The 22,229-nt window shown below is 70.1% G+C and carries 22 protein-coding genes; 11 read left to right on the top strand and 11 right to left on the bottom strand.

All coding sequences use genetic code 11. From position 1 onward, the window contains the following. Positions 1 to 22: 22 nt before the first annotated feature. Positions 23 to 2,620, bottom strand: a complete 2,598-nt coding sequence (locus QM638_RS13070) for an Ig-like domain repeat protein (RefSeq protein WP_415142419.1) — start codon at positions 2,618 to 2,620, stop codon at positions 23 to 25. 191 nt (positions 2,621 to 2,811) lie between these two features. Between QM638_RS13070 and QM638_RS13065 the strand changes: the two genes are divergently transcribed. Next, a complete protein-coding gene (locus tag QM638_RS13065) occupies positions 2,812 to 3,738 on the top strand; it encodes a LysR family transcriptional regulator (protein ID WP_415142418.1) in 927 nt (308 codons plus the stop codon). A gap of 4 nt (positions 3,739 to 3,742) precedes the next feature. Here QM638_RS13065 and QM638_RS13060 read toward each other — a convergent pair whose 3' ends face one another. From QM638_RS13060 to QM638_RS13040, 5 genes are read right to left on the bottom strand one after another with little or no spacing between them, the layout of a single operon-like run. Beyond that, entirely contained in the window at positions 3,743 to 4,672 is a 930-nt protein-coding gene (locus tag QM638_RS13060; protein WP_415142417.1) for a LysR family transcriptional regulator, read from the bottom strand. Between the two features lie 48 nt (positions 4,673 to 4,720). Continuing rightward, positions 4,721 to 5,323, bottom strand: a complete 603-nt coding sequence (locus QM638_RS13055) for a carboxymuconolactone decarboxylase family protein (RefSeq protein ID WP_415142416.1) — start codon at positions 5,321 to 5,323, stop codon at positions 4,721 to 4,723. Next, complete coding sequence (locus QM638_RS13050) at positions 5,320 to 6,135, bottom strand: ABC transporter permease (protein WP_415142415.1); 816 nt, start codon at positions 6,133 to 6,135, stop codon at positions 5,320 to 5,322. The genes QM638_RS13055 and QM638_RS13050 overlap by 4 nt, the downstream gene beginning before the upstream one ends. A gap of 19 nt (positions 6,136 to 6,154) precedes the next feature. Continuing rightward, complete coding sequence (locus QM638_RS13045; RefSeq protein WP_415142414.1) at positions 6,155 to 6,982, bottom strand: ABC transporter permease; 828 nt, start codon at positions 6,980 to 6,982, stop codon at positions 6,155 to 6,157. A gap of 33 nt (positions 6,983 to 7,015) precedes the next feature. Continuing rightward, entirely contained in the window at positions 7,016 to 8,008 is a 993-nt protein-coding gene (locus QM638_RS13040) for an ABC transporter substrate-binding protein (RefSeq protein WP_415142413.1), read from the bottom strand. A gap of 268 nt (positions 8,009 to 8,276) precedes the next feature. On the opposite strand from QM638_RS13040, the gene QM638_RS13035 reads away from it, so the two are divergent. The 6 genes from QM638_RS13035 to QM638_RS13010 all read left to right on the top strand — a co-directional run bounded on the left by QM638_RS13035 (position 8,277) and on the right by QM638_RS13010 (position 13,255). After that, the gene (locus QM638_RS13035; protein WP_415142412.1) at positions 8,277 to 8,723 is read left to right on the top strand and encodes a nuclear transport factor 2 family protein; all 447 of its coding nucleotides are present in this window, start codon (positions 8,277 to 8,279) and stop codon (positions 8,721 to 8,723) included. 130 nt (positions 8,724 to 8,853) lie between these two features. Further along, positions 8,854 to 9,396 (top strand): nuclear transport factor 2 family protein, encoded by a 543-nt coding sequence (locus QM638_RS13030; protein ID WP_415142411.1) that lies wholly within the window; start codon positions 8,854 to 8,856, stop codon positions 9,394 to 9,396. A 117-nt stretch (positions 9,397 to 9,513) separates the two neighbouring features. Continuing rightward, positions 9,514 to 10,365 (top strand): ABC transporter ATP-binding protein, encoded by an 852-nt coding sequence (locus tag QM638_RS13025; protein ID WP_415142410.1) that lies wholly within the window; start codon positions 9,514 to 9,516, stop codon positions 10,363 to 10,365. A gap of 96 nt (positions 10,366 to 10,461) precedes the next feature. After that, entirely contained in the window at positions 10,462 to 11,829 is a 1,368-nt protein-coding gene (locus QM638_RS13020) for an FAD-binding oxidoreductase (protein ID WP_415142513.1), read from the top strand. Continuing rightward, positions 11,829 to 12,614: an alpha/beta fold hydrolase gene (locus tag QM638_RS13015; protein WP_415142409.1), complete on the top strand. Its 786-nt coding sequence runs from the start codon at positions 11,829 to 11,831 to the stop codon at positions 12,612 to 12,614. The genes QM638_RS13020 and QM638_RS13015 overlap by 1 nt, the downstream gene beginning before the upstream one ends. Next, complete coding sequence (locus QM638_RS13010) at positions 12,611 to 13,255, top strand: hypothetical protein (RefSeq protein ID WP_415142408.1); 645 nt, start codon at positions 12,611 to 12,613, stop codon at positions 13,253 to 13,255. Before QM638_RS13015 ends, QM638_RS13010 begins: the two co-directional genes overlap by 4 nt. 10 nt (positions 13,256 to 13,265) lie before the next feature. Here the strand turns inward: QM638_RS13010 and QM638_RS13005 are convergent, their stop codons facing one another. From QM638_RS13005 to QM638_RS12990, 4 genes are all read right to left on the bottom strand, one after another. Then, positions 13,266 to 15,230, bottom strand: coding sequence for a hypothetical protein (locus tag QM638_RS13005; protein ID WP_415142407.1), 1,965 nt, complete (start codon positions 15,228 to 15,230; stop codon positions 13,266 to 13,268). A gap of 182 nt (positions 15,231 to 15,412) precedes the next feature. After that, positions 15,413 to 16,132 carry a GntR family transcriptional regulator gene (locus QM638_RS13000; RefSeq protein WP_415142406.1) on the bottom strand — a complete coding sequence of 240 codons (720 nt, stop codon included), beginning with the start codon at positions 16,130 to 16,132 and terminating at the stop codon, positions 15,413 to 15,415. A gap of 130 nt (positions 16,133 to 16,262) precedes the next feature. Continuing rightward, positions 16,263 to 16,484, bottom strand: a complete 222-nt coding sequence (locus tag QM638_RS12995; protein WP_415142405.1) for a hypothetical protein — start codon at positions 16,482 to 16,484, stop codon at positions 16,263 to 16,265. Beyond that, positions 16,481 to 17,710, bottom strand: coding sequence for an amidohydrolase family protein (locus tag QM638_RS12990; protein ID WP_415142404.1), 1,230 nt, complete (start codon positions 17,708 to 17,710; stop codon positions 16,481 to 16,483). The genes QM638_RS12995 and QM638_RS12990 overlap by 4 nt, the downstream gene beginning before the upstream one ends. A gap of 139 nt (positions 17,711 to 17,849) precedes the next feature. On the opposite strand from QM638_RS12990, the gene QM638_RS12985 reads away from it, so the two are divergent. The 4 genes from QM638_RS12985 to QM638_RS12970 are packed head-to-tail and all read left to right on the top strand — an operon-like array spanning position 17,850 to position 21,107. Beyond that, entirely contained in the window at positions 17,850 to 18,683 is an 834-nt protein-coding gene (locus tag QM638_RS12985) for a fumarylacetoacetate hydrolase family protein (protein WP_415142403.1), read from the top strand. Beyond that, positions 18,680 to 19,102, top strand: coding sequence for a VOC family protein (locus tag QM638_RS12980; protein ID WP_415142402.1), 423 nt, complete (start codon positions 18,680 to 18,682; stop codon positions 19,100 to 19,102). The genes QM638_RS12985 and QM638_RS12980 overlap by 4 nt, the downstream gene beginning before the upstream one ends. A gap of 8 nt (positions 19,103 to 19,110) precedes the next feature. Further along, positions 19,111 to 20,610, top strand: a complete 1,500-nt coding sequence (locus QM638_RS12975; protein WP_415142401.1) for a carboxylesterase/lipase family protein — start codon at positions 19,111 to 19,113, stop codon at positions 20,608 to 20,610. Further along, the gene (locus QM638_RS12970) at positions 20,607 to 21,107 is read left to right on the top strand and encodes a VOC family protein (RefSeq protein ID WP_415142400.1); all 501 of its coding nucleotides are present in this window, start codon (positions 20,607 to 20,609) and stop codon (positions 21,105 to 21,107) included. The genes QM638_RS12975 and QM638_RS12970 overlap by 4 nt, the downstream gene beginning before the upstream one ends. A 40-nt stretch (positions 21,108 to 21,147) precedes the next feature. On the opposite strand, the gene QM638_RS12965 is transcribed toward QM638_RS12970, so the two are convergent. After that, positions 21,148 to 22,229, bottom strand: a 1,082-nt coding sequence (locus QM638_RS12965) for a hypothetical protein (RefSeq protein WP_415142399.1), incomplete at its 5' end; no start/stop codon positions are given.

The raw sequence follows: 22,229 nt of genomic DNA, 5'->3' as shown, positions 1-22,229 counted from the left end.
GCGGACCGAGTAGGGCGACGCGTCAGCGGGTGACCCTGAGCCGCACCGGCGTGCTGACCGATCTCGCGACATTGGCGTTGCCGCCGTAGACGATCCGCAGGCGGTAGGTGCCCGCCTCGGTGATCTTGGGCAGCGCCTTGGTGAGCTTGCCCGCCGCTCCCGCCTTGAGCCGGTAGGAGGTGAGCAGCTTCCCGCCCTCGAGGACCCGGATGACCCCGGTGGGGGCCACGCCGGAGACCGTGACCCGGAAGGTGGCCTTGACCCGCTTCTTGGTGGTGACCCGGTGGCTGTTCAACGTCAGTCTCGAGGTCGAGGACGCCTTGGTGACCTTGAGCTGGGCCGTACTCGCCGAGGCGGTGTTGTCGTCGTCGCCGGTGTACCTGGCGGTGACGGTGTGGGTGCCGACCTTGGTCGTCTTCGGCAACGCGACCCTCGCCCTCCCGGCCGAGTTGAGCGTGCCGGTGGCCACCTTGGTGCCGTCGACCAGGACCTTCACCGTGCCGCTGGGGGTGGAGCTCCCCGAGCCGGAGACCGTGACGACCGCCGTGCGGCTCTTGCCGAAGGCCACCTTCGCCGGGGAGAGCTTGACCGCGGTGGTCGAGGTGGCGCTGCTGCCGGCCAGGCCGACGATGATCGGGTCACCGTAGCTGCCGGTGTAGGTGGTGTCGGGGTCGAGATCGGAGGGAGCGTAGTCGACGCCGTCGATGGTGACGGTCACGTCCTGGCCGTCGGCACCGACGATGGAGGACGCGGAGGCACCGGTCAGGCTGGTCAGGTAGGAGGTGCCGGGCACGACCCACCGGGAGCCGTTCTCGAGGTCGAGGATCACGCCGTTGTTGACCGGGGCGGCGACGGTGTTGGTGACCCGGCTGATCTCGTCCCAGTTGTCGGCGGTGATCGTGGTGGCGTCGTGCAGGTAGTCGGTGGAGGTGATCAGACCCTTGACGGTGGTGTCGTCGAGGTGGACGACCATGTTCTTCGGCGTACGGGCGCCGTTGTAGAGGTCGTCGTCGATCGTCGTGTCGTTGAGGTTGACGTCGGTGTGCGAGCTCGCGTCCGCGTCGGTCAGGTCCCAGGAGCTGTCGTAGGTGACCTCCCCGGTGTCGGTGTAGGTCACATCGGAGGAGGCCACCGTGTAGGTGGTGCCGTCGACGGTGATGGTCTTGTTCACCGTGCCGGCGTTGTCGTTGTCGATGACCTGCATGAAGATGCCGTCGTCGGAGTTGAAGCTGGCGCCCTCGGAGCCGTCCACGGTGACACTGGCCGCGGTCGAGGTGCCGCGGTCCATGAACACCGCGTCGCCGGCGTTGGCGGTGGTGTCGCCGTCGACGACCAGGTTGCCCTCGCTGTTGAAGACCGCGGCGTTCTTGCCGGCGGTGACGGTGGTGGGCTGATCGGACAGGGCGGCGAGCTCGTCGTCGGTCAGGCCGAGGTCGAGGCTGGAGTTCAGCTCCGCGACGCTGTCGGCGCCGCTGTCGCCCCAGTGCACGTCGGCATCGCCGTTGTGGGTGATCACCGAGCCGTAGCTGCCGGCGTCGATCGTCGTACCGAGCAGGTTCTCGGTCGCGTCGCCGATCGCCCAGGTGCCATAGCCGGAGTTGGTGCCCGAGCTCACCCCGGCGTCGACCGTGCTGTTGATCGAGGTGAGGGTGTTGCCGTCACCGGAGTCGGTGGACAGGGCTCCCCAGTCGGCGGCGGTGATCGAGGAGTTGATGTAGGACGCCTTGCTGTCGGTGCCGAGCAGGATGGTGGCCCGGTTGCTCCCGGTGACGCCGACCTTCCAGGGCGTGTCCTCCATGTAGGGCGTCGAGCTGTTGGAGATGTAGCCCTCGGGCAGGTCGTCCGAGGGGGCGGCGTTGATGGTGGAGTTCTTCACGATCAGGTTCGAGTCGGTGCCCTGGGAGACCAGCGCGGTGCGCACCGTGCCGGTGTTGTCGATGTCGGCTCCGTCCACGGTCACCGTGGAGCTGTCGGCCACGACGCCGGCGGCGGCGCCGACGAAGTCGCTGCGGCCACGGCCGGTCATCGTGATCGTCGGGTCGTTGAGGGTATAGCTGCCGCCCTCGACCCAGACGCCGTTCAGGCCGTCACCGGTGGAGGTGACGTCCAGGTCGTCGGCACCGGTGTCGTCGAGCGTGGAGACCTTCTCCAGGTCCGCCGGCACCGAGTAGTCGTCGTCGACACCGTCGGCGTCGACATAGAGAGCCTGCCGGATCGGGAAGGTCTCGGTGTTGACCATCGTGTGGGAGACGCTCGGGGTGAGGACCACCTCGCCGGTGTAGGTGCCCGGCTGGATGCTCTGGGTGGTCTTCGGCCAGGTGTCGTACGCCGACCCGGTGTCCACGCCGTCGACGGACAGGTTGACCAGGTAGCCGTCCGGGGCGGTGACGGTCCCGCCGTCCTCGACCACCAACTCGTCTAGTGTCGACACAGAGCCGACGGTGCAGGTGTCGCCGTCGGCGACGACCAACTCCCCGTCCGAGACCGAACCGGTCGTGCAGCTGATCCCGGAGGTGTCGGCAAAGGCGGCGTCAGGAAGTAACATTGCGCCGGAGTAGACCAGCGTGCCGGCGAGCGCAGCGACCGCGAGCCGTCTGGTCCGGCGGATGGTGGTGGACATGCGAACTCTCTCCTTCGGGTGGGACCGACGAACGAACTCCTCAAGTGATCCCACAAAGTGGCGACACTTGGCTGCGGAGGAGTAGATCAGGGGCGCCGATGTGACGGTAGTCACGTAGGTCGATAGTTGATATAGACCCCCGTGATGGCGGGCCACACCTGCGACGGAACCCAACCACCACCGAGAAGCCGATGACCGATCTACACGGAATCGACCTGAACCTCATCGTCGTGCTCGACGCGGTGCTTGCCGAGCGCAACCTCACCCGGGCCGGCACCCGGCTCGGCATGACGCAGCCCGCGGTCAGCGGTGCCCTGAGTCGGCTGCGTGACCAGCTCGACGACGAGTTGCTCGTGCGCACCGGTCACGTCTTCGCCCTCACCCCGACCGCGAAGCGCCTCCAACCGGAGGTGGAGCGGGCGATGACCGAGATCCGGCGCACGCTCGCACTGACACTCTCGTTCGACCCCGCCACCACCACGCGGACCTTCTACATCGCCGGCTCGGACTACACGCTCGCCGAGTTGACCGGGCCGCTGGAGACGCTCCTACGTGCGCACGCGCCGCACGCTCGCATCGACTTCGAGCCGCTGCCGAGCGCACACGGCCTGATCCCGACCGATCTGCTGCGCCGGGATGTGTACGTCGCCGGTGCCTGCCCCGGTCTGCCCGGCAAGCATCGATCGCTCTTTCTCGACAGCTTCGTCTGCCTCGTCGCCGCCGACCACCCGCGCCTGCGCGATCGCGAGGCGCTCTCCCTGGACGACCTGGCCGAGCTGCGTCACGTGCACACCGCCTTCGGCACCGGCGTCTCCACGCACGCCGACCACATGCTCGCCTCAGCGGGCATCGAGCCCCGCGTCGCGATCACCGTCGACGGCTTCCTGCAGGTGCCGTTGATGCTCGCCGGCTCCACCATGGTCGGCTTCGTCCCGGAACGCGTCGCCTTGAAGTACGCCTCGACCATGGGGCTGCGGATCGTCAAGACACCGATACCGCCGATGACACTCGTCGAGACGGCCTACTGGCACCCGTCCCGTCACCGCGATCCGGCGGTGACCTGGCTCGTCGACATGCTCCTGCAGGCATCGGAGGTCGTCGAGTACGGCGCCGTGTGACCCGTCATGCCCGGGGCCCGCACCCCGTCGAGGGCACCGCGGCTCGCCGGTCGGCGAGCCTGTCCCGCAGCCAGGCATGCGCACGGTCCTGCTCCCGGCTCGGGTGCCAGTACACGGTCTCGACGATCTCGATCTCGCCGAACGGCGCCGGCACGCCGACGGTGCCCGTCGCCGGACCGAGTCGCTCGGCGAGCCGACTCGGCACGACCGCCACCAGGTCGGTGCCGGCGACCACGGCGGCGAGCGGCACGAAGCCGGCCACCCTCACCTCCGGCTCGCGGCGGAAGTCCAGCGCGGCGAGCCTGCGGACCACCGGACCCAGCCGGGTCCGGTCGAACGCGCTCACCGCCTGTGGCAACGAGGTGAACGCCTCCCAGGAGAGCCGTCCGCCGACCAGGGCCCGATGGTTCCGGTCGAGGAGACAGACGTAGTGGTCGACGTACAACTCGATGCTGCGGCCCTCGATCTCGTTCCCCGCAGCGGCGATGACTAAGTCGTTGCCCATCAGGTCGCCCTCGCTGCCGGGGCTGCGCGCACGCGTCGAGCGGAACTCGAAGCCGATGCCGGGCGCCTCGACCAGCGTGTCGGCGAGGAGCCCTCGAACCTCGACGGCGACGTGATCCGAGCACAGGAAGGTGAAGGCCCGGGACGCCGTCGCCGGATCGAACGCCGACTCGCTGGTGAACGCTCGCTCGATCTGCGCCAGCGTTCGCTGCACCTGGGGCAACAGCTCCCGGGCGAGCGGCGTCAAGGTGTAGTCGCGCCCGACCCGCACCAGCAGCTCGTCGTCGAACTGGGTGCGCAGCTTGGCCAGCGCCGCGCTCATGGTGGACTGCTGGGTCTGGAGCCGCTCCCCGGCGCGGCTCACGTTGGCCTCCTCCAGGAGCGCCCGCAGAGCGACGAGCAGCTTGAGATCGAAGTCGGCCGGCGTCACACGTCACTGACCTAGCACGACTTGCTGTGAATCATGACCCGACCAGCATCACGGCTGAGACTGTCCGGGGGCGCCCACATCGAAGACGCGCATCATCAGAGCCAGCGTCGCGTAGTAGCCCACCAACGTGGTGAGCTCGAACAGCTCGGCCTCCGAGAGATGCTCGCGTGCCGCGGCGTAGCCGGCGTCGTCCAGGCCGTCCGAGGCCAGCAGCGCGCGCACGACGCGGAGGGCGACGTACTCGGCCGGATCCAGCAGGGTCAACGACTGATGCTTGCCGAGCGCGGCGATCTCGTCCTCGGTCAGACCGGCGGCACGGCCGATCGGCTCGTGCGCGTACCGTTCGAACTCGCTCTCCCAGTGGGCCGCGACCGCGAGGATCGCCATCTCGCGAACCCTGCCGGACAACGAGCTCTGGTACCGGATCGCGGCACCGAGACCCTGCAACGCGTCGCCGAGCCCGGGCGAGAGCAGCATCGCGTTGAAGGGGCCGTTCAGCCGGCCCTCGGCGTCGACGAGCTCGAAGTACTGCGGCCCGCTGGCACGCTCGCCTCCGGCGATGTGCTCGTAGACGGCGGCCTGCTCCGCGGTCAGCTCACCGGGTCGGAGCCCGGCGAGGCGGGGGGACCCGGTGTCGTGTCCCTGACTCATCGCCCGACTTCGACGACGCGGGGCCGCACGATGCTGGGGCGCGAACGACGGACCCGCGGCGCCCGTTGCACATACCAGCCGAGCATCAGGTACTCCACCCCGAGCAGCACCAGCGTCAGGGCGTAGCCCAGGACGCCGATCAGCAGTGTCCCGGCCCAGGTGTCCTCCACCTGGAACGCGGTGCCCGAGCTCAGGATGAAGTAGCCCAGCCCCTTGGGCGAGCCGTAGATCTCCGAGACGATCATCATCACCACGGCGATCGCCAGCGAGATCCGGATGCCGGCGAAGATCTGTGGAGCCGCCCCCGGCAACAGCACCCGGCGAAGCCGCTTGATCGGTCCGATCCGGTAGGCCCGGACCGTCTCGCGGACGGCGGGCGAGATCCCGTGCACCCCGGCCGTGGTGTTGAGCAGGATCGGCCAGAAGGCGCCGAGCGCGATCAGGAAGATCTTCGGGGCCGAGCCGACGCCCAGGGTCAGGATGATGACCGGGACGAAGGCGACCATCGGCGTCGCACGGATGAAGTCCAAGAACGGCTGGGCGGCGATCCGGAGCCAGTTCACCTCGCCGATGAGGGTGCCGACGCCCACGCCGCACACGATGGCGAGCGCCAGACCGAGAAGCACGTTGCGGAGGCTGAACAGCAGATCCGAGGCCAGCCGCCCGTGCAACAGCTCGTGATACAGGGCCGACAGCACGTCGGCGAACGGTGGGAAGTAGAACTGGGTGCTGCCGGCGGTCAGCACGAACAGCGCGATCAGGATGAGCGCGGGCAGCCACAGTTGCAGGGCTGCGGCTCGGAGCAGTCGCATCGTCGGTCCTCTCGGGCTCTCAGGCTTCCGCATCGATCGGTGGCCGCCAGGACAACGCCTTGGACTCGGCCCACTGGGCTAGTCGGTTGATCACGAAGCCGAGCACACCTGCGGTGAAGATGAAGGCGAACGCGTTCGCCGAGTTCTTGTCCTGCTGGCTCTGCATCACGACGTGACCGATGCCGGGGACGGTGGTCAGGATCTCGACACCGATCGAGACCAGCACCGCCATCGTCGAGGCGATCCGGATCCCGGTCCACACCGACGGCGAGGCGGCCGGGAGCACCACCTTGCGGAAGCGGAGCAGGCGGGTGATCCGGTAGCTGCGCACGGTCTCGTTGACCGCGTCCGAGACGCTCTGGGCGCCGTACTGCGCCTGGATGATCAGCGGGAAGACGCAGGCGAGGAAGACCACCACGGCCTTCATCTCGTAGGTGCTGCCCATGATCAGCAGCATCACCGGCAGGATCGCGATCACCGGGAACGCCCTGCCGAACTCGACCACGAGCCGGGTCGACTGCTCGGCCGCGCGGTAGGTGCCGGTGACCAACCCGATCGGGATGCCGACCACGATGGCGACCAGCAGGCCGAGGACGGCGGAGCGAAGGGTGTCGAGGACGGTCGTCCAGTACTCCGAGGTCCCGAGGTCCGAGACCAACCGGTGCAGGACCGTCCACGGCGCCGGCAGGGCATCGGTGCTCATCACGTCGGCGACCCGGACCAGGGACCAGAACGCGATCACCGCCACGAAGAAGCCGGCCTGCAACGCGAACCGCTGGCCGCGGCCGCCACCACGTCGTCGGGGGGCGGCGGGCGACCTGGGGGCAACGATCGCCGGCTCCTTCATCGGGAGATCTGCTTCTCGGATCGACACGGCAACTCAGCTCGTGGTGGGGGCACCGGACCAGAGTAGGTCGCTGACCGACACCTTCGTATCGATGAGATCGAACTCGTAGAAGTTGTCCGCCGCCTGTGTCACCGCCGACTCGTCGAACTTCGCGTCGTAGGCCTGGATCACTTCGTTCTTGATCGTCTTGGCGTCCATCTCGGTGTACTTGCTGTCCACCGCGCGCACCGCGTCGGGGTGCGCGTTCGCGTAGGTGAAGCCCTTCTGGAGGGCCGAGACGAACTTCTTGGCGACCGAGGCGTTGTCGGACAGGTAGTCGTCGCTGGAGAAGATCAGCGCCTGCGGGTCCCCGAGGAGCACCTGGCTGCCCTTGTCGATCGACTTCGCACCGGCCGCGAGTGCCGCGGCGTAGTAGCTCGAGAAGGTGTCGATCGCGGCCACCTGACCCTTCTGCAGCGAGTCGAGCAGCGAGGTGGTCGGCAGCGCCACCCAGTTGACCTTGGTCGGATCCCCACCGGACTCCTTGACCGAGGTCATCGCCATCATCTGGAGGTTGCCGCTGAGCACCGGCAGGGCCACCTTCTTGCCGACGAGCTGGGCGGGCGAGGTGATCGAGCTCCCCTTGGCCACCAGAAGCCCGTCGCTCTGGGCGATCGAGGAGGAGGACGCCTGGATCTGGCTGACCGCCTTGACTCCCAGCCCCTGGGCGACGGCCTTGACCAGACCGCCGATGTCGGTCATCGCGAACTGGGCCTCGCCCTTGAGCACCGAGGGCACGTTCTGCGAGGTGTCCGAGGCACCGGCCTTGATGGTGACGTCCAGGCCGGCATCCTCGAAGTAACCTTGCTGCTGGGTGATGTAGAGACCCTCGAAGGTGCCGCCGGTGGAGCGCAGCACCGTGACCTTCGTCAGGCCGTCCGAGGTGGTCGAGGAGGATGACGAGGATCCGCATGCGGCCAACGAGGCGGCGGCCAGCGTCGCAGCGCCGGCCGCCATGAAGGCCCGGCGGGAGAGACGGTCGTTCATGGGCACAAACCTTTCGGAGACGGGCGAGTCACGGCGTCGACGGCGAGGGGCCACCAGCCACACTCTGCACGCTACTGTCGACAGTAGCTCGTGTCAAGCATCACAATCTCCCGGTTCTTCCCCGCACAGGAGGCTTAAAGTGTGGACAGAGTTCCCACTGAGCGGTCGTACGCGGGTCTTCGTGCCGGCGAGGCCGGCGCTCGACCCCACCCGACACACTCGACAGCCCTCGCTTGCTCGAAGTGTGGACACCCGGCACGATGGAGCGATGGCCACGCCGTCCCCCCTGTCGCCCCAGGACCATCTCGACATCACCGAGCTCATCCACCGCCTGTGCCACGCGCTCGACTTCGGCAGACCCGAGGAGTTCGTCGCCTGCTTCGTGGCAGACGGCCGCTACTCCGCGGTCTCCTCCGAGGCCACCGGACTCGAGACGCGATTCTCCCACCGGGGCCGCGGCGAGCTCGAGGCGTTCGCGCAATCAGCCATCGAGAAGCGGCATGGCCTGGGCAGACACTGGACCGGCAACCTGATCGTGAGGCCCTCGGGACCGACCCGCGACCGGGCCGAGGCCACCTCGTACGTGCTCTTCGTCGAGATCGACCCGGAGAGCGGAGAACGACGCATCGCCATCTCGGGCACCCACCGCGACGAGCTCGTCCGCACGCCGGACGGGTGGCGGCTGCGAAGCCGGACGGTCGTCGCCGACCTGTGACCAGAAGCGTTCGTGGAATCGGGCCGTGTGCCTTGTGCCGATCGAGAAGTGTCGACAAAATGGTCCACACGATCGTCATCGCCGTACGCCGGCGAGCGGATCGACACCACGTCGAGACATCAGGAGTGCGATGAGCACCTTCCCGCCCCAGGCCTGGGCCCATCGGCAGGGCAAGATCGCCATGAGACCCCTCGAGCCCGCCGACTGGAGCCCCGCGGCCCTGAGCGCTCGCGCCCAGATCGCGGAGGCCTTCTATCGCTTCGGGATCGGCCACGACGAGTGTCGAGCCGACGTCGCGGCCTCCTGCTTCACCAACGACGTCGTCTATGAGGTCGCGCTGGGATCCGCGGAGGCCTTCACCCGGTTCGAGGGCCGCGAGACCGTGCGCGAGAGACTCCTGGGCATCTTCGCGGAGATGAGCGACCAGCGCCGGCACGTGATCTCCAACGTGCTCGTCGAGGAGCTGGATCTCGAGGCCGGGACGGCGAGCGCGCTCGCCTTCGGGGCCGTGACCGTGGCCGCGGACGGGCTCGTCCTCGGCTCGAGCGTCATCTACACCGCCACCCTGCGCCGCGATCCCGACGACTGCTGGCGGTTCGACTACTTCTTCATCGGCATGGACGACTTCGCCGGCAGACGACCGAAGGCGGGCGACAGCTCTCAGCCGCTATGAGCATATTGTCGACACTTGCCCCCACCAACGTGGGATAGACTGGAACTTCGATCGCCCTTGTCTCAATCTACTGTCGACAGTATGGTGCATTTACTACACTTCCGACCGGAGCGGACCATGACTTCAACCTCTTCTCCCCAGGCACAGCCCCTCATCGTCGACTCGGTCGGCATGACCTACGGCGTCGGCGCCGACGCCCATGAGGTGCTCCGCGACCTGGACGTGCGGGTCGACCCGGGTGAGTTCGTGTGCATCGTGGGTCCCTCCGGAGCAGGCAAGACCACGCTGTTGCGCATCCTGTCGGGCCTGCTGCGCCCGACCGCGGGCAGCGTCTCGTTCGGCTCGGAGACGGTCACCGAGCCGCGCGCCGAGATCGCCGTGGTCTTCCAGGACTACCGCGGGTCGTTGATGCCGTGGATGCGCGTCCGGGACAACGTCGCCTTCCCGCTGGAGAGCCTGGGCGTCGGCAGGTCCGAGCGGCGCCAGCGCGCCGACGACGCGCTGGCCCAGGTCGGACTGGAGGAGGTCGGCGAGAAGTATCCCTGGCAGCTCTCTGGCGGAATGCAGCAGCGCGTCGCCATCGCGCGCGGCATCGCCTATCGCGCCCCCATCCTGCTGATGGACGAGCCGTTCGGCTCCGTCGACGCCCAGTCCCGGTTCGAGCTCGAGGACCTCGCGCTCCGGCTCCGGCGCGAGCTCGAGCTGACGGTCATCGTCGTCACCCACGACATCGACGAGGCCGTCTACCTCTCCGACCGGGTGATCGTCGTCGCCGGCCGTCCCACCCACGTCATCGACGATCGGGTGATCGACCTGGGGCCCGACCGCGACCAGATGACGACTCGGGCGCTCCCCCGGTTCGCCGAGCTGCGCACCACGATCCTGGCGGAGATCCGGGGTCAGGGACGCACCGCCGAGACCGACCCGACCTCGGGCGCCGACGACCCGGCACGGGAGATGTCGGTCTGAGCACGTGTGCGAGACAGCCGCACGCCGGCCACATCCGACCGGCGCGGATCGGCCGCACGCCGGTCCGCTGACACGAGGGAGACGACGGGAGTGAGCATGATCGTGGAGCTCGACGGAAGGCTGCTGCGACGTGGCGACGCGGCGTACGAGGACGCACGAATCGACGCCATCTGGAACGGTCGTGCCACCACGCGTGAGCCCGCCGCGATCGTGCGGGCGCGCACCATCGAGGACGTCCAGGCCGCCGTCCGGTACGCCGCGCGGGAGGGACTGCGCATCGGCATCCGATCGGGCGGCCACAGCTTCGTCGCGACCGGCGTACGCCAGGACGCGCTGCTCATCGACCTCTCCGCGCTCAACTCCATCGAGGTCGACACCGCGACCAGGCAGGCCCGGGTCCAACCCGGCGCGCGCGCCGGCGAGGCGAACGCGGTGCTCGACAAGCACGGCCTGGTGTTCCCGGTCGGCCACTACCCGACCGTCGGGCTCGGCGGATTCCTGATCGGTGGCGGCTACGGGTGGAACTCCCGCAAGCTCGGGCCCGGTGTCCTCAACATCATCGCCGCCGACATCGTCCTGGCCGACGGGTCGCTGGTGCACGCCGACGACGAGTCACATCCGGACCTGATGTGGGCGGTGCGCGGCGCGGGACCCGGCTTCTTCGGCGTGGTGGTCTGCTATCACCTGCGCGTCCACCCGGCCTACTCCCAGGTGCTGCGCAGCGTGATGACCTTCCCCGAGGAGCTGCGCGACCAGGTGCTGGCCTGGTCCTACGAGGTCCTGCCGGAGACCTCGCGCTCGCTCGAGATCGCCGGCAAGACGATGTGGCAACCCGGGATCGACCGGCCGGTCACGATGCTGATCGGCGTGGGATTCGTCGCGGACGAGTCGGCCGACGAGATCTACCGGGCCTTCGAGTCCTGCCCCTTCCGAGACGACGCGCTCAGCCTCAGCGAGCGGGTCCCGAGCAGCATCGCCGATCTGCACGCGGTCGCCGAGGCGGGGATGCCGAAGGGCTGGCGCTACGCCCTGGACGGCGTGTGGACCAGCGCACCGGTCGCCGAGGTGCTGGACGCCGGTCGCAGCACGCTGGCAAGCGTGCCCAACGCCGACAGCTTCCTGTTCTGGATGCTGTGGGGTGGCTACCCCACCCGGGAGGACGCCTGCTGGTCGACGCAGGGGCATCTCTACTTCTCGCCGAACTCGGTGTGGACCGACCCCGCCGACGACCTACGGATGGAGCAGTGGGCGCACAGCTCGCTCGACGCCTTCGCCGAGATCGACCTCGGCGGCCAGTTCTCCGACTGCAATGCCGCCGACCGGCCGACGCACGGGCTGGAGCCCGAGCAGGCCGCCCGGCTGGAGAAGCTGCGCGAGGTCTACGACCCCGACCGCCGCTTCGTCTCCTACCTGCGACCCGAGGAGTCCACCACCGCCCTGGGGCGGCACCTGCGGTCGCGGTGATGGCGGACGCGGGAGTCGCGTCCCGCACCGTGTGGGTCGACGGCCGGGCAGTGGCGGTCTGGGAACGCGGCGAGGGCCCGACCGTCGTACTGCTCCACGCCGCCTGGGGCAGCGGTGAGCACTGGCAGCCGCAGCTCGAGCCGCTCGCGGAGGCCGGGTTCCACGCCCTGGCGTGGTCGCGCCGCGGACACCTCGGCTCGGATCCCGGTCCGGCGGAGGAGACCGGCACATTCGTGGACGACCTGGCCGCCCTGCTGGATGCCCTGGGCCTGGACCGCGTTCATCTGGTCGGCACGGCCTTCGGCGGGTTCGGCGCCGCGGCCATCGCGCTGCTGCTGCCCCATCGCCTGCTGAGCCTGACCCTGGCGGCGAGCATCTGCGGGATCGCCGACCCCGACTTCCGGGCCGAGACCGACGCCCTGGTGCCCGCCGAGATCGAGGCCCTCCCGCCGCAGCTGCGCGAGCTCAGCGCCGCCTATCGGTACGCCGACCCCGCGGGCGCCGCCCGATGGGCCGCGCTCACCCAGCGGGCGGTGCCCACCCGGGTGCACCAGCCGGTGGGGGCCGAGGTCACCCGGACCGGTCTCGGCGCCATCCGCGTCCCGACCCGGTTCATCGCCGGCGAGGCGGACCTCTACATGCCGCCGGCGCGGATGGCCCGGCTCGCCGAGCACCTCCCCGGCTCCCGGCTCGGCGTCGTCCCGGCGGCCGGGCACTCCCCCTCCTGGGAGAACCCGGCGGCGTTCAACGACCTGCTCCTCGAGCATCTGGTCAGCGCCCGATGACCGACGCGGGACTGCTCCTGGTGCTCTCCGACCCGGGCTCGGTCCCGGAGGCCGAGTTCCACGACTGGTACGACGGCGAGCACGTCCCCGCCCGCACCGCGCTCCCGCAATTCCGCCACGCGACCCGGTGGCGGGCGGCGGACGGGGAGCGACCGCGATGGCTGGCCACCTACGACGTCACCGACCTGAGTGTCCTCGAGGACCCGTCGTACACCACGCTGCGCGAGCATCGCAGCGCCCGCGAGCGGGCCGTGATCGCCGGGCTCGCCAGCTTCGAGCGACGCACCTACCTGCGGCTCAGCGACACCCTCGCGCCGGGCCGACCCGCCGACGACCGCGCCCCGTTCGTGCTGGCGGTCTCCCTCGACGTACCGGCCGCGCTCGAGGACGAGCTGAACCGGTGGTACGCCGAGGAGCACGTCCCGATGCTGCACGCGGTGCCCGGCTGGCTGCGGACCCGCCGCTACCGGCTCCTGGACGGCACCGCTCCGCGGTGGCTCGCGTTGCACGATCTGGCCGGAACCGAGGTCTTCGACTCGCCGCAGTACGCCGCGGCGGTCACGACCGAGGATCGCGACCACGTGATGCGCCACCTCGTCGGCAAGGAGCGGCGCCTGTTCGCGGTGCACCGCCGCTTCTGACCGGGCCGCGCTACTGCGGGGTCAGGGTGAGCGACCCGGTGTACGTCGTCCCGGCCTCGAGCTCCACCTCGCTGCCGTCGACGCTGAGGGTGACCCCACCGCCGTCGGCGGCGCGAAGCCGGACGTCCGACCCGACGGTGAGCGAGCTGAGGTGGCAGACGCCGGTGAGGGTCCAGGTGGTGCTGCCCGCCAGGCTCACGATGACGCCGTTGTTGACCACCTCGGACACCGTGTTCGTCACCACGCCGAGCTCCTCGTAGTTGTCGAAGTCGATGGTGCTGGCGTTGTGCTTCGCGGTGGAGGCCGAGAGGACGCCTCGCACCCGGCAGTCGGTGAAGGAGAGCACCAGGTTCTGGCCCTCGATGGAGCCGTTGCCGCCTCCCAGCACCGAGTTGTAGAAGTCGCCGGTCAGCTTGACGCTGCTGAAGGTGCCGTAGGCATCGTCGGCGGCCGCGGTGGTGGTGTCCCAGGTGTCCGACTTGGTCGCGGCATCGGTCGGCTCGACGTACGAGGCGTCGTACTCCTTCGACCACGGCTTGTCGCTGACCGCGACGGTGCCGGGGTTGTCGTTGTCCATCACCTGGAAGATGACGCCGTTCTCGGCGTGCAGGCTCGCACCGTCGGACCCGTCCAGGGTGACGCTGGCCGGGGAGGCCTTGGACAGGAACGTCGTCCATGCCGTCCGGATGCTGGTGGCGCCGTCGATCAGCACGTCGCCGGTGTCGTGCCACATCCAGCCGAACTTCCGCGACCGCAGCACGCACGCGCGCGGGACGACGCCCCGGATGTCGGAGCCGGTCAGCCCGAGGTCGTACTCGTCGTTGAGCGCCGCGACGGCGGCCGGCGAGCTGTCGCCGTAGTGGGTGCCCAGGGTTCCTCGGTTGATCATGAAGTACGTGCCGATCGACATCCTGGTGCCCAGGAAGTGCTCGGTGACGTCCCCGATGCCATAGCTGCCGTACCCGTCGCCGGCGCTGGTCAGCAGGCTGTTCACCGAGACCAGGATGCAGTCCTTCCCGGAGTCCACCGACAGGCAGCCCCAGTTGTCCACGGCGATGGTGGAGTTGAGATAGGTCGCCTTGCTGCCCTGTCCGATCAGGTTGGTGGTGCGCACCGTGCCGTACATGCCCAGTGTCCACGGGCACGACATCATGAAGGCGGTGTCGCTGGTGTTCTCGTAGTCGTCGGGCAGCACGCCGTCGTGGCACCGCAGCCGGGAGTCGCGCACCACCACGGTGCTGCCGCCGTCGGCGATGACGGCCGGGCGGACCACCCCGGTGTTGGTGACGGTGACGTCCACCAGTCGCAGGCTGGTGTCCTCGCCGGAGGCGTAGACGGCAGCGCCGTATCCGCAGAAGTCGCTGCGCCCGTTGCCACGGAACCCGATCGTGCTGGAGACGATGCGGTAGTCCCCTCCCACGACGTAGAAGCCGTTGAAGGCCTCGGCACGCGAGGTGAGCCGAACGGCGTTGGCGTGCCGGTCGCGCAGCCGGCCGCCGCGCACCGCCGCGAGCACCGAGCGATCGGTGTCGATGCCGTCCGCGTCGACGTAGACGGCCTGCCGGAACGGCCAGGTCCGCGAGGAGTAGGTGACGTCGTTCGCCGTCGCCACGGCCAGCCGGACCGTGCCGTGGTAGCGGCCCGCCGCGATGTAGGTCGGAATGCCGTCCTCGTCGTAGAGGTCGAGCAGGGTGGCACCCACCTCGATCCCGTTGACCGTCAGGGTGACCCGGTAGCCGTCGGCCGCCACGATGCTGGCACCGTCCTCGAGGATCAGCGTGCCCAGGTCGCGGCTCTCCTCGAGGGTGAGCGTCTCCCCGGCACGCACCGTCAGGGTGTCACCGGTACCGGCGGCCCGTGCCGGCGCGGCGAGGACCGGTGGTACGGCGAGCGCGGCGGTGGCGAGGAGCGCTCCCCTCAGCCGGGCGCGCGGGTGGACGGGAGCAGCGAGAAGGGCATCGAGACGACTGGGCATGCGAGGGACTCCTGGCAGCGACGAGTCGGCGTCGAGTCGCGTCGGCCGATCCGAGCGATCACCGTGGGCGCCGATTGCGACCGACCATAAAGCGTCGACACTTCGGCGTCAACAGTTCCATGAGCGCGAGATCACAGGCCGAGAAGATTTGTTCTGTCGACACCTAGCGAGAGTGGTCGCCGCTAGGACGAGAGCTCGGAGAGGTCGATCGCGGCCAGTGCCGCATCGGTCGCACGCGAGAACAACAACGCCGCCAGCTCGCCGTCGCGGTGCTCGATGGCCTCCAGGATCCGGTACTGATCGGCGATGCTGGCCGACAGCCGGCCTTCCCTGGCCAGCGCCGCCCGACGCAGCACCAGGGTGCGCAGCGCGAGGGTGTCGAGCATCTCGCCGAGGATCTGGTTGCCGGCGATCTCGACGTAGTGACGCTGCAGATTGACGTGCCCCCAGAAGTAGCCGTCGACGTCGTCGCCGTCGACCGAGGCCTGCATCAGCGCCAGCATCTCGCGCAGCTCTGCGACCTGCTCATCGGTGACATGCTCGGCGACCAGCTGACCGATCAACACCAGCAGGCGCTTGCGCACGAAGTAGATGTCCCGGACCCGCTCGGGGGTGAAGGCCGCCACCCGGGGCCGCCGGCGCGCCCGGATCTCCACCAACCCCTCGGACTCGAGCAGCATCAGCGCCTCACGAACGGGCGTGCGCGAGGAGCCCAGCCGCTGGGAGAGCTCGACCGAGTTGAGGTCCTGGCCCGGCTTGAGCCGCCCCTCGACGATCCCCAGACCCACCCAGGTGGCCACCAGGGCGACCACGGGCTCGCGGCGCTCCTCGAGCCGGAGCAGCCGGACGATCTCCTCGGAGCGGTCCTCCGGGTCGGCCAGCACCTCGGTCGCCGATGCCATCGTCGCCTCCCCGTTCTCCACGCCGACCTGTCGGTCTGTCGATCGCCGGCTCATTCCATCACGTCGTCGGGCGTCCCGAGGCCCATCCGCGCCGATCCGCCCGAACGTGTCGACACCTCGCGACCGCGGCTCAACCGCGACGATGCGCCTCGATGCGCGCGGCGGCCCGGCGCAGGGCCTCGGCCTCGGTGTCGTCGATGGCGGTCGGGAACAGCGTGTCGCCGGCCGGCGTGTGGATCAGTACGACCCAGTCGGGGAACTCGTGCTCCGCGGCCGGCTGATGGCGCAGCTCCCAGCGGTAGCCGTCGGCCTCGGCGCGCTGCAGCGCGGCGCGGAGAGGGTCGGCGCTCATCGCCCGGACGCCGTACGCCGGGCGGGGTCGATCTTGTGCAGCCGACCGTCGCTCATGATCATCGCCAGGTTCGCGGGGTCCTCGAGCAGCGTCACATCCTCGGTCGGGTCGCCCTCGACCAGCAGCAGGTCGGCGAGGTAGCCCTCGCGCACCAGACCGACCTGCTGCTCCATCAGCTGACCGCCGTACTCGCATGCGCAGCGCAGCGCCTCGGCCGGCGTGAGACCGAACCACTCCACGAACAGCCGGAGGTCGCGCGCGTTGCGCCCGATCGGGTTGATCGGGAACCCGTAGTCGCCGCCGATCACCATCCGCACGCCGCGCTTGTGCAGCTCGGGTGCCACCCGGGCGATGCTGGCCTGGGTCTCGTAGGTCTCCATCTCCGGGGTCGGCGGGTGCTCCTCGTCGTGCAGGTGTGCCCAGATGATCCCCGGGGTGGGTGCGACGAAGACCCGGTCGCGCGCCTCGACCAGCGCCTCGATCGCCTCGTCGTCGCTGAACGTCGCGTGATAGATCGCCCGAACGCCGTACTGCACCGCGAGCCGGACGGCCTCGGCCGAGTGGGCATGCGCGGTCAGCCAGACGCCGCGCTCGGCGGCCGCCGTCGCTGCCGCCTCGATCTCCTCCTCGGTGAACTGCATGACCCGCGAGGTGCCGCCCACCACCGCGCTCTCGCCGGTCAGGCTCACCTTGACGATGTCGACACCCAGGTCCGCCATCGCGTGCACGAAGTCGCGCACCGAGCCCGGATCGGACTCCCGGCCCTCGATCCCGGGGAAGTCGTAGTGCCCCGGAGAGACCATGCCGGCGCTGCCCTCCCAGGAGGCCGCCCGCAGTCGCGGTCCGGGCAGCCAGCCTTCGGCGAACGCCTTCCGGGCGGCGACCTCGGAGGCCGGCATCCGGTTCCCGCCCGAGTAGCAGGAGGTGAAGCCGTGGTCGAGCATCACCCGGGCACAGTGCGCGACCAGCAGCACCTTCTCCTCGTCGGGCTCGAACCTGGTCGAGGTGTGCTCGACCGACGAACCGAACCCGAGATGGGTGTGGCCGTCGACCAGTCCCGGCATGAGCACCGCGCCCGCTCCGTCGATCACCTCCGCCTCCGCCGGCGCCGCAAGACGATCGCCGACCGCCACGATGCGGTTGCCGTCGACCAGGACCTCCCCGGCCACCGTCGGAGACCCGCTGCCGTCGAAGATCCGGGCGCCGACGATCAGGTGTGAACTCATCTCTCGCTCCTCACTCGCTATATGTCGACACTACCCCAGCCGCAGACGCGATTCTAGGGCCAGCCTTCCGAGGCGATCCGAGAAAAGTGTCGGCACTTTGTGGCAGACTGGCAGGACCCGACAGCCACCGAGGAGTCCCATGCGCTTCGTATCCTGCCGCCACCGAGGCCAGCCGGTGGCCGCACTCGCCGACGGCGACACGCTCATCCCGCTGCGCGGCGTCACCGAGCTCGGCGCGGCCACGCCGAGCGCCGTACTCGCCGACCCGGACCTGGACGCCGGCGCCGCGTTCCCGCGCGCCGAGGCGCAGCCGCGCCCGGTGATCCCGAGCCCGGGGAAGATCATCTGCGTCGGGCTCAACTATCGGGCGCACCTCGAGGAGACCGGTCGCGACGACTCCTCCTACCCGGTGCTGTTCACCAAGTTCGCCACCAGCCTGGTCGCCGACGGCGACCCGATCCTCCTTCCCCCGGAGTCGGACCAGGTCGACTGGGAGGGCGAGATCGCGGTGGTGATCGGCACTCCCGCGCGACGGGTCACCGAGCAGCGGGCGCTCGACCATGTCGCCGGGTACACGATCGCCAACGACGTGAGCATGCGCGACTTCCAACACCGCTCGCATCAGTGGCTGCAGGGCAAGACCTGGGACTCCTCCAACCCGCTCGGCCCGGAGCTGGTCACCCCGGATGAGGTGCCACCGTTCGCCGAGATGCAGATGACCGTCACCTACGACGATCTGGTGGTCCAGTCCACCACCGCAGACCTGATGATCTTCGGGGTCGCCGAGCTGATCTCGACCATCTCCACCTTCACCACCCTGCTCCCCGGCGACGTGATCCTGACCGGAACCCCCGGTGGCGTCGGCGCGCGCCGGGAGCCGCCGCTCTTCCTGCAGGACGGCCGGAAGATCCGGGTCGAGGTCAGCGGGCTCGGCGTGCTCGAGAACCCGCTGGTGAGCGAGGCCTCGGCATGACCGACCGCCAGCCGCTGGCCTGGGATCACGTCGGCCTCAATGTGCCCGACCTCGACGCGGCGCAGGCGTGGTACTGCGAGGTCTTCGGACTGACCGCGGCCACCCCGTTCACCATCGCCTCCGCCGGCCTGCGCGGCGTGATGCTGCTCCATGAGGAGTCCGGCTTCCGGATCGAGCTGTTGCACCGGGCCGGCGCCGTCACCGGGATGCAGCCGTCCAGCGCCGAGGACGCCGCGCTGACGCTGGGCTACGGCCACATCTGCCTGCGGGTCGCCGACCCGGCACAGGAGTACCGGCGCCTGCTCGAGGCCGGTGCGAGCACGCGCAAGGAACCGATGCCCTCGCCGCGGCCCGGCGCGGTGGTCGCCTTCGTGGCCGACCCATGGGGCAACCTGATCGAGATCATCAACCGCGACTAGGAGCCCGGATGACCGACGACGTCCGCGTCCGCCTCACCACTGGGGCCGTGCTCGGCCGCCCGAGCGCGAGACCCGGGGTGGTGGCCTTCAAGGGGATCCCGTACGCCGCCCCGCCGGTCGGCGCGCTGCGCTGGCGCCCGCCGGCGCCGGTCACGCCGTGGGACGGAGATCGACCGGCGTACGACGCGGGCCCGGCGCCGGTGCAGCCCCAGCCGCCCCGCAACGCGATCATGTGGCATGCCAACTTCGATGACAGCCACGCGCTGGTGATGAGCGAGGACTGTCTCTATCTGAACGTGTGGACCCCCGACGTGACGGCCGGCGGACTGCCGGTGCTCTTCTTCCTCCAGGGCGGCGGCAATCGTTTCGGCCACGGAGGCCAGGAGATCCACGACGGTGCCGCGCTCGCCCGCCGAGGCATCGTGGTCGTCACCTGCACCATGCGTCTGGGGGCGCTCGGCTTCCTGGCCCACCCCGAGCTCGCCGCCGAGGACGCCCTCGGTGCCTCGGGGAACTACGGCGTGCTCGACGTCCTGGCGGCGCTCGGCTGGATCCGCGAGCACATCGCGGCCTTCGGCGGGGATCCGGACCTGGTCACCTTCGCCGGGAACTCCGCCGGTGCCGCGATCGTGAACCACCTGATGGCCTCGACCTCGGCCGCGGGGCTGTTCCGGGCGGCGATCGGCCAGAGTGCCGCCGGGGTCGGCCGCGCCGAAGGCCCGCTGCCGCCCCAGGCCGAGGCCCAGCAAGAGGGGCTGCAAGCGCTGGGGGCCCTCGCCCAGGCGCCGCTGGCGCGGCTGCGCCGGCTGTGTGCCACCGACCTGCTGCTGCCCGCCCACCTGGGCGTGGTGCTGGATGGCCGGGCGTTGAGCGAGGACACCGACACCGTCTTCGCCGAGGGCCGCCAGCACCGCCTCCCGCTGCTGGCCGGCTGGAACACCGACGAGGGCGCCAACTTCACCCAGCCGGCTGCCGTCGCCGCGATGGACCGCAGGCTCACCGAGTCACCGCACGCGGCGGCGCTGGCGCCGTACTATCCCGCCGGCTCCGACCTGCAACGCTCGGCGCGGGCGTTCACCGGTGACACCAAGTTCGCCGGACCGGTCTGGACCTGGGCCCGCGCGCAGGCCGAGGTGGCGCCGACCTGGGTCTACCGATTCGACCAGGCGCCACCCCTGCCCGCCGACCTCGACCTGGCCCCGCCGCCCGACGGTGGCGCGAGCTATGACGTCTTCCACACCGCCGAACTCCCCTACGTCGGCGACAACCTCGACGTCCGGCAGTGGCCGTGGACCGAGGCCGACCGGGAGCTGGCCCGTCGTACGGCGGACGCCTGGGCGCGGTTCGTCGCGGATCTCGACCCGAACGGACCGGGCCTACCGGCCTGGCCGCGGTTCGACGGCACCGATTCCGCCGAGGCGATGGTGCTGAACACCTCGCCGGCGGCCGAACCGGTGCACCGCGCCGACGTGCTCCGCACCCTGGCCGGGCTCCCCCGGCCGCTGTGAGCCCGCGGAAGGCCCAGATGCTCACCCTCGGTTCCATCCACCACGTCGCCCTCGAGGTCGCCGACGTCGAGACCTCCGAGCGTTGGTACTCGACGGTGCTCGGCGCCGAGGTGGATCGACGGACCGACGTGGACGAGGCGGACCTCGCCAGCGGCCGGGTCAGACAGGTGTGGATGCGGGTCGGGGAGTTGGTCGTCAACCTCGCCCAGGGCCGGCCGATCGAACGCGGCGCCGATCAGCACTTCGTCCATGTCGCGGTGCGGTCCGTCGGCGGAACGCTGGCCGAGTGGATCACGCACCTGCGTGAGCACGGCGTGGAAGTCCTCGGCCCCTACGGCCACGGCGGGCTGCCGTTCGTCTCGCTCTACTTCGACGACCCCGACGGCTACCGGTGGGAGATCATCGTCGACTTCGACTCCTTCGAGGCCGCCACCGCGGAATCGGTCAGGCTCGGCGGCAGGCTCGGGAACCCGGTCGCCTCCTACGACTGGCACTAGTGGCGGGCCTCTATTCGCTTCTGCTCGGCGGGGCGTCGGGTCAGCCGATTCCGGCGAGCCGGGCCAGGTCGGCGTCGGTGAGCAGCCGGCCGGTCCGGGCGAGCTCCGCACGGGCCGCGGCCAGGGTGGCCTCGATCCGGTCCCGATCCGCGTCGATACCGAGCGCGGCGAGCTTGTCGGCCAGGGTGTAGGGGCCGCTGAACGGGGTGAACGGCACCCGCCTCTCGTTGCCGACCAGGGTGGGCTCGAGGCAGTTGTGCAGCAGCGGGTCGACGGCGACCTCCTGGGTGATGATGTCCATGCCGCCCCAGTTGAACGCCTCCTTCCCGGTCACCGGATGGTTCCAGGCGACGTGGTAGCCGGTGAGCTCCTCCCCGGCGCGGGCCAGCGGTGCCAGCTGGGTGGTGTCGATGCCGGTGTCCACGCCGTACAGCACCTCGAACGCGGCGGCGGTGGCGGCCAGGTCGGCGTTGCCGGGTCCTCCGCAGTAGCCGTTGACCGACAGCTCGATCACCGACGCACCCGCCTTGGCCGCAGCGACGGCACACGCCACCGCGAGACCGAAGGTGTTGTGCGCGTGCAGTCCCACCTCACAGTCGGGGGCCAGCTCCCGGGTGCGGGTCACCAGGGCGGCGTACGCCTCGGGCCCGACCGCACCGGGGCCGTCGAACAGGGTCAGCTCGGTCGCGCCGGCGCCGGCCAGCACCGCGGCGGTCTCGGCGAGCATCTCCTCGGTCAGGTAGGAGATCATCAGCAGCGGGGTGGCCACCGCCAGGCCTCGCTCGCGGGCGGCACCGACCAGCCGAGCCGCGCCGTCGAGCACCTCGGCCCGGGTCCGGATCGGCATCGTCGCCCGCCAGTCCTGGCCGGCCCAGGCGAGGTCGTAGATGCGCTGGTAGATCTGCCCGGTCTCGCCGAAGCCCTGCACCCACACCTGGACGCCGTCGTATCCGGCCGCGACCGCGCGGTCCAGGTCCGCCTCGCTGAAGACCAGCGGGCAGTAGATCCGACACTTCTCGTTCTCGGCACGTACCGTCTCGACCTCGCGGCGCAGCGCCGCGTCGGTGCGCCCGGCCGCGCCGGCGCCGACCACCTCGGCGACGCCGGCCGCGACCAGGCGGC

This window comes from Nocardioides sp. (genome assembly GCF_047606145.1).
In the GTDB taxonomy this organism is placed as follows: domain Bacteria; phylum Actinomycetota; class Actinomycetes; order Propionibacteriales; family Nocardioidaceae; genus Nocardioides.
Note: the sequence above shows the minus strand (reverse complement) of the source record. Positions and strands in the feature narration are given on the sequence as shown.

Excerpts from the sequence above, each read along its gene's own strand:
- QM638_RS12975 (WP_415142401.1), top strand. The coding sequence starts at position 19,111 with ATGACCGACGACGTCCGCGTCCGCCTCACCACTGGGGCCGTGCTCGGC.
- QM638_RS13010 (WP_415142408.1), top strand. The coding sequence starts at position 12,611 with ATGACCGACGCGGGACTGCTCCTGGTGCTCTCCGACCCGGGCTCGGTC.
- QM638_RS13020 (WP_415142513.1), top strand. The coding sequence starts at position 10,462 with ATGATCGTGGAGCTCGACGGAAGGCTGCTGCGACGTGGCGACGCGGCG.
- QM638_RS12985 (WP_415142403.1), top strand. The coding sequence starts at position 17,850 with ATGCGCTTCGTATCCTGCCGCCACCGAGGCCAGCCGGTGGCCGCACTC.
- QM638_RS13000 (WP_415142406.1), bottom strand. The coding sequence starts at position 16,132 with ATGGCATCGGCGACCGAGGTGCTGGCCGACCCGGAGGACCGCTCCGAG.
- QM638_RS13040 (WP_415142413.1), bottom strand. The coding sequence starts at position 8,008 with ATGAACGACCGTCTCTCCCGCCGGGCCTTCATGGCGGCCGGCGCTGCG.
- QM638_RS13065 (WP_415142418.1), top strand. The coding sequence starts at position 2,812 with ATGACCGATCTACACGGAATCGACCTGAACCTCATCGTCGTGCTCGAC.
- QM638_RS12995 (WP_415142405.1), bottom strand. The coding sequence starts at position 16,484 with ATGAGCGCCGACCCTCTCCGCGCCGCGCTGCAGCGCGCCGAGGCCGAC.
- QM638_RS13015 (WP_415142409.1), top strand. The coding sequence starts at position 11,829 with ATGGCGGACGCGGGAGTCGCGTCCCGCACCGTGTGGGTCGACGGCCGG.
- QM638_RS12990 (WP_415142404.1), bottom strand. The coding sequence starts at position 17,710 with ATGAGTTCACACCTGATCGTCGGCGCCCGGATCTTCGACGGCAGCGGG.
- QM638_RS12980 (WP_415142402.1), top strand. The coding sequence starts at position 18,680 with ATGACCGACCGCCAGCCGCTGGCCTGGGATCACGTCGGCCTCAATGTG.
- QM638_RS13055 (WP_415142416.1), bottom strand. The coding sequence starts at position 5,323 with ATGAGTCAGGGACACGACACCGGGTCCCCCCGCCTCGCCGGGCTCCGA.
- QM638_RS13050 (WP_415142415.1), bottom strand. The coding sequence starts at position 6,135 with ATGCGACTGCTCCGAGCCGCAGCCCTGCAACTGTGGCTGCCCGCGCTC.
- QM638_RS13005 (WP_415142407.1), bottom strand. The coding sequence starts at position 15,230 with ATGCCCAGTCGTCTCGATGCCCTTCTCGCTGCTCCCGTCCACCCGCGC.
- QM638_RS13045 (WP_415142414.1), bottom strand. The coding sequence starts at position 6,982 with ATGAAGGAGCCGGCGATCGTTGCCCCCAGGTCGCCCGCCGCCCCCCGA.
- QM638_RS13025 (WP_415142410.1), top strand. The coding sequence starts at position 9,514 with ATGACTTCAACCTCTTCTCCCCAGGCACAGCCCCTCATCGTCGACTCG.
- QM638_RS13035 (WP_415142412.1), top strand. The coding sequence starts at position 8,277 with ATGGCCACGCCGTCCCCCCTGTCGCCCCAGGACCATCTCGACATCACC.
- QM638_RS13070 (WP_415142419.1), bottom strand. The coding sequence starts at position 2,620 with ATGTCCACCACCATCCGCCGGACCAGACGGCTCGCGGTCGCTGCGCTC.
- QM638_RS13030 (WP_415142411.1), top strand. The coding sequence starts at position 8,854 with ATGAGCACCTTCCCGCCCCAGGCCTGGGCCCATCGGCAGGGCAAGATC.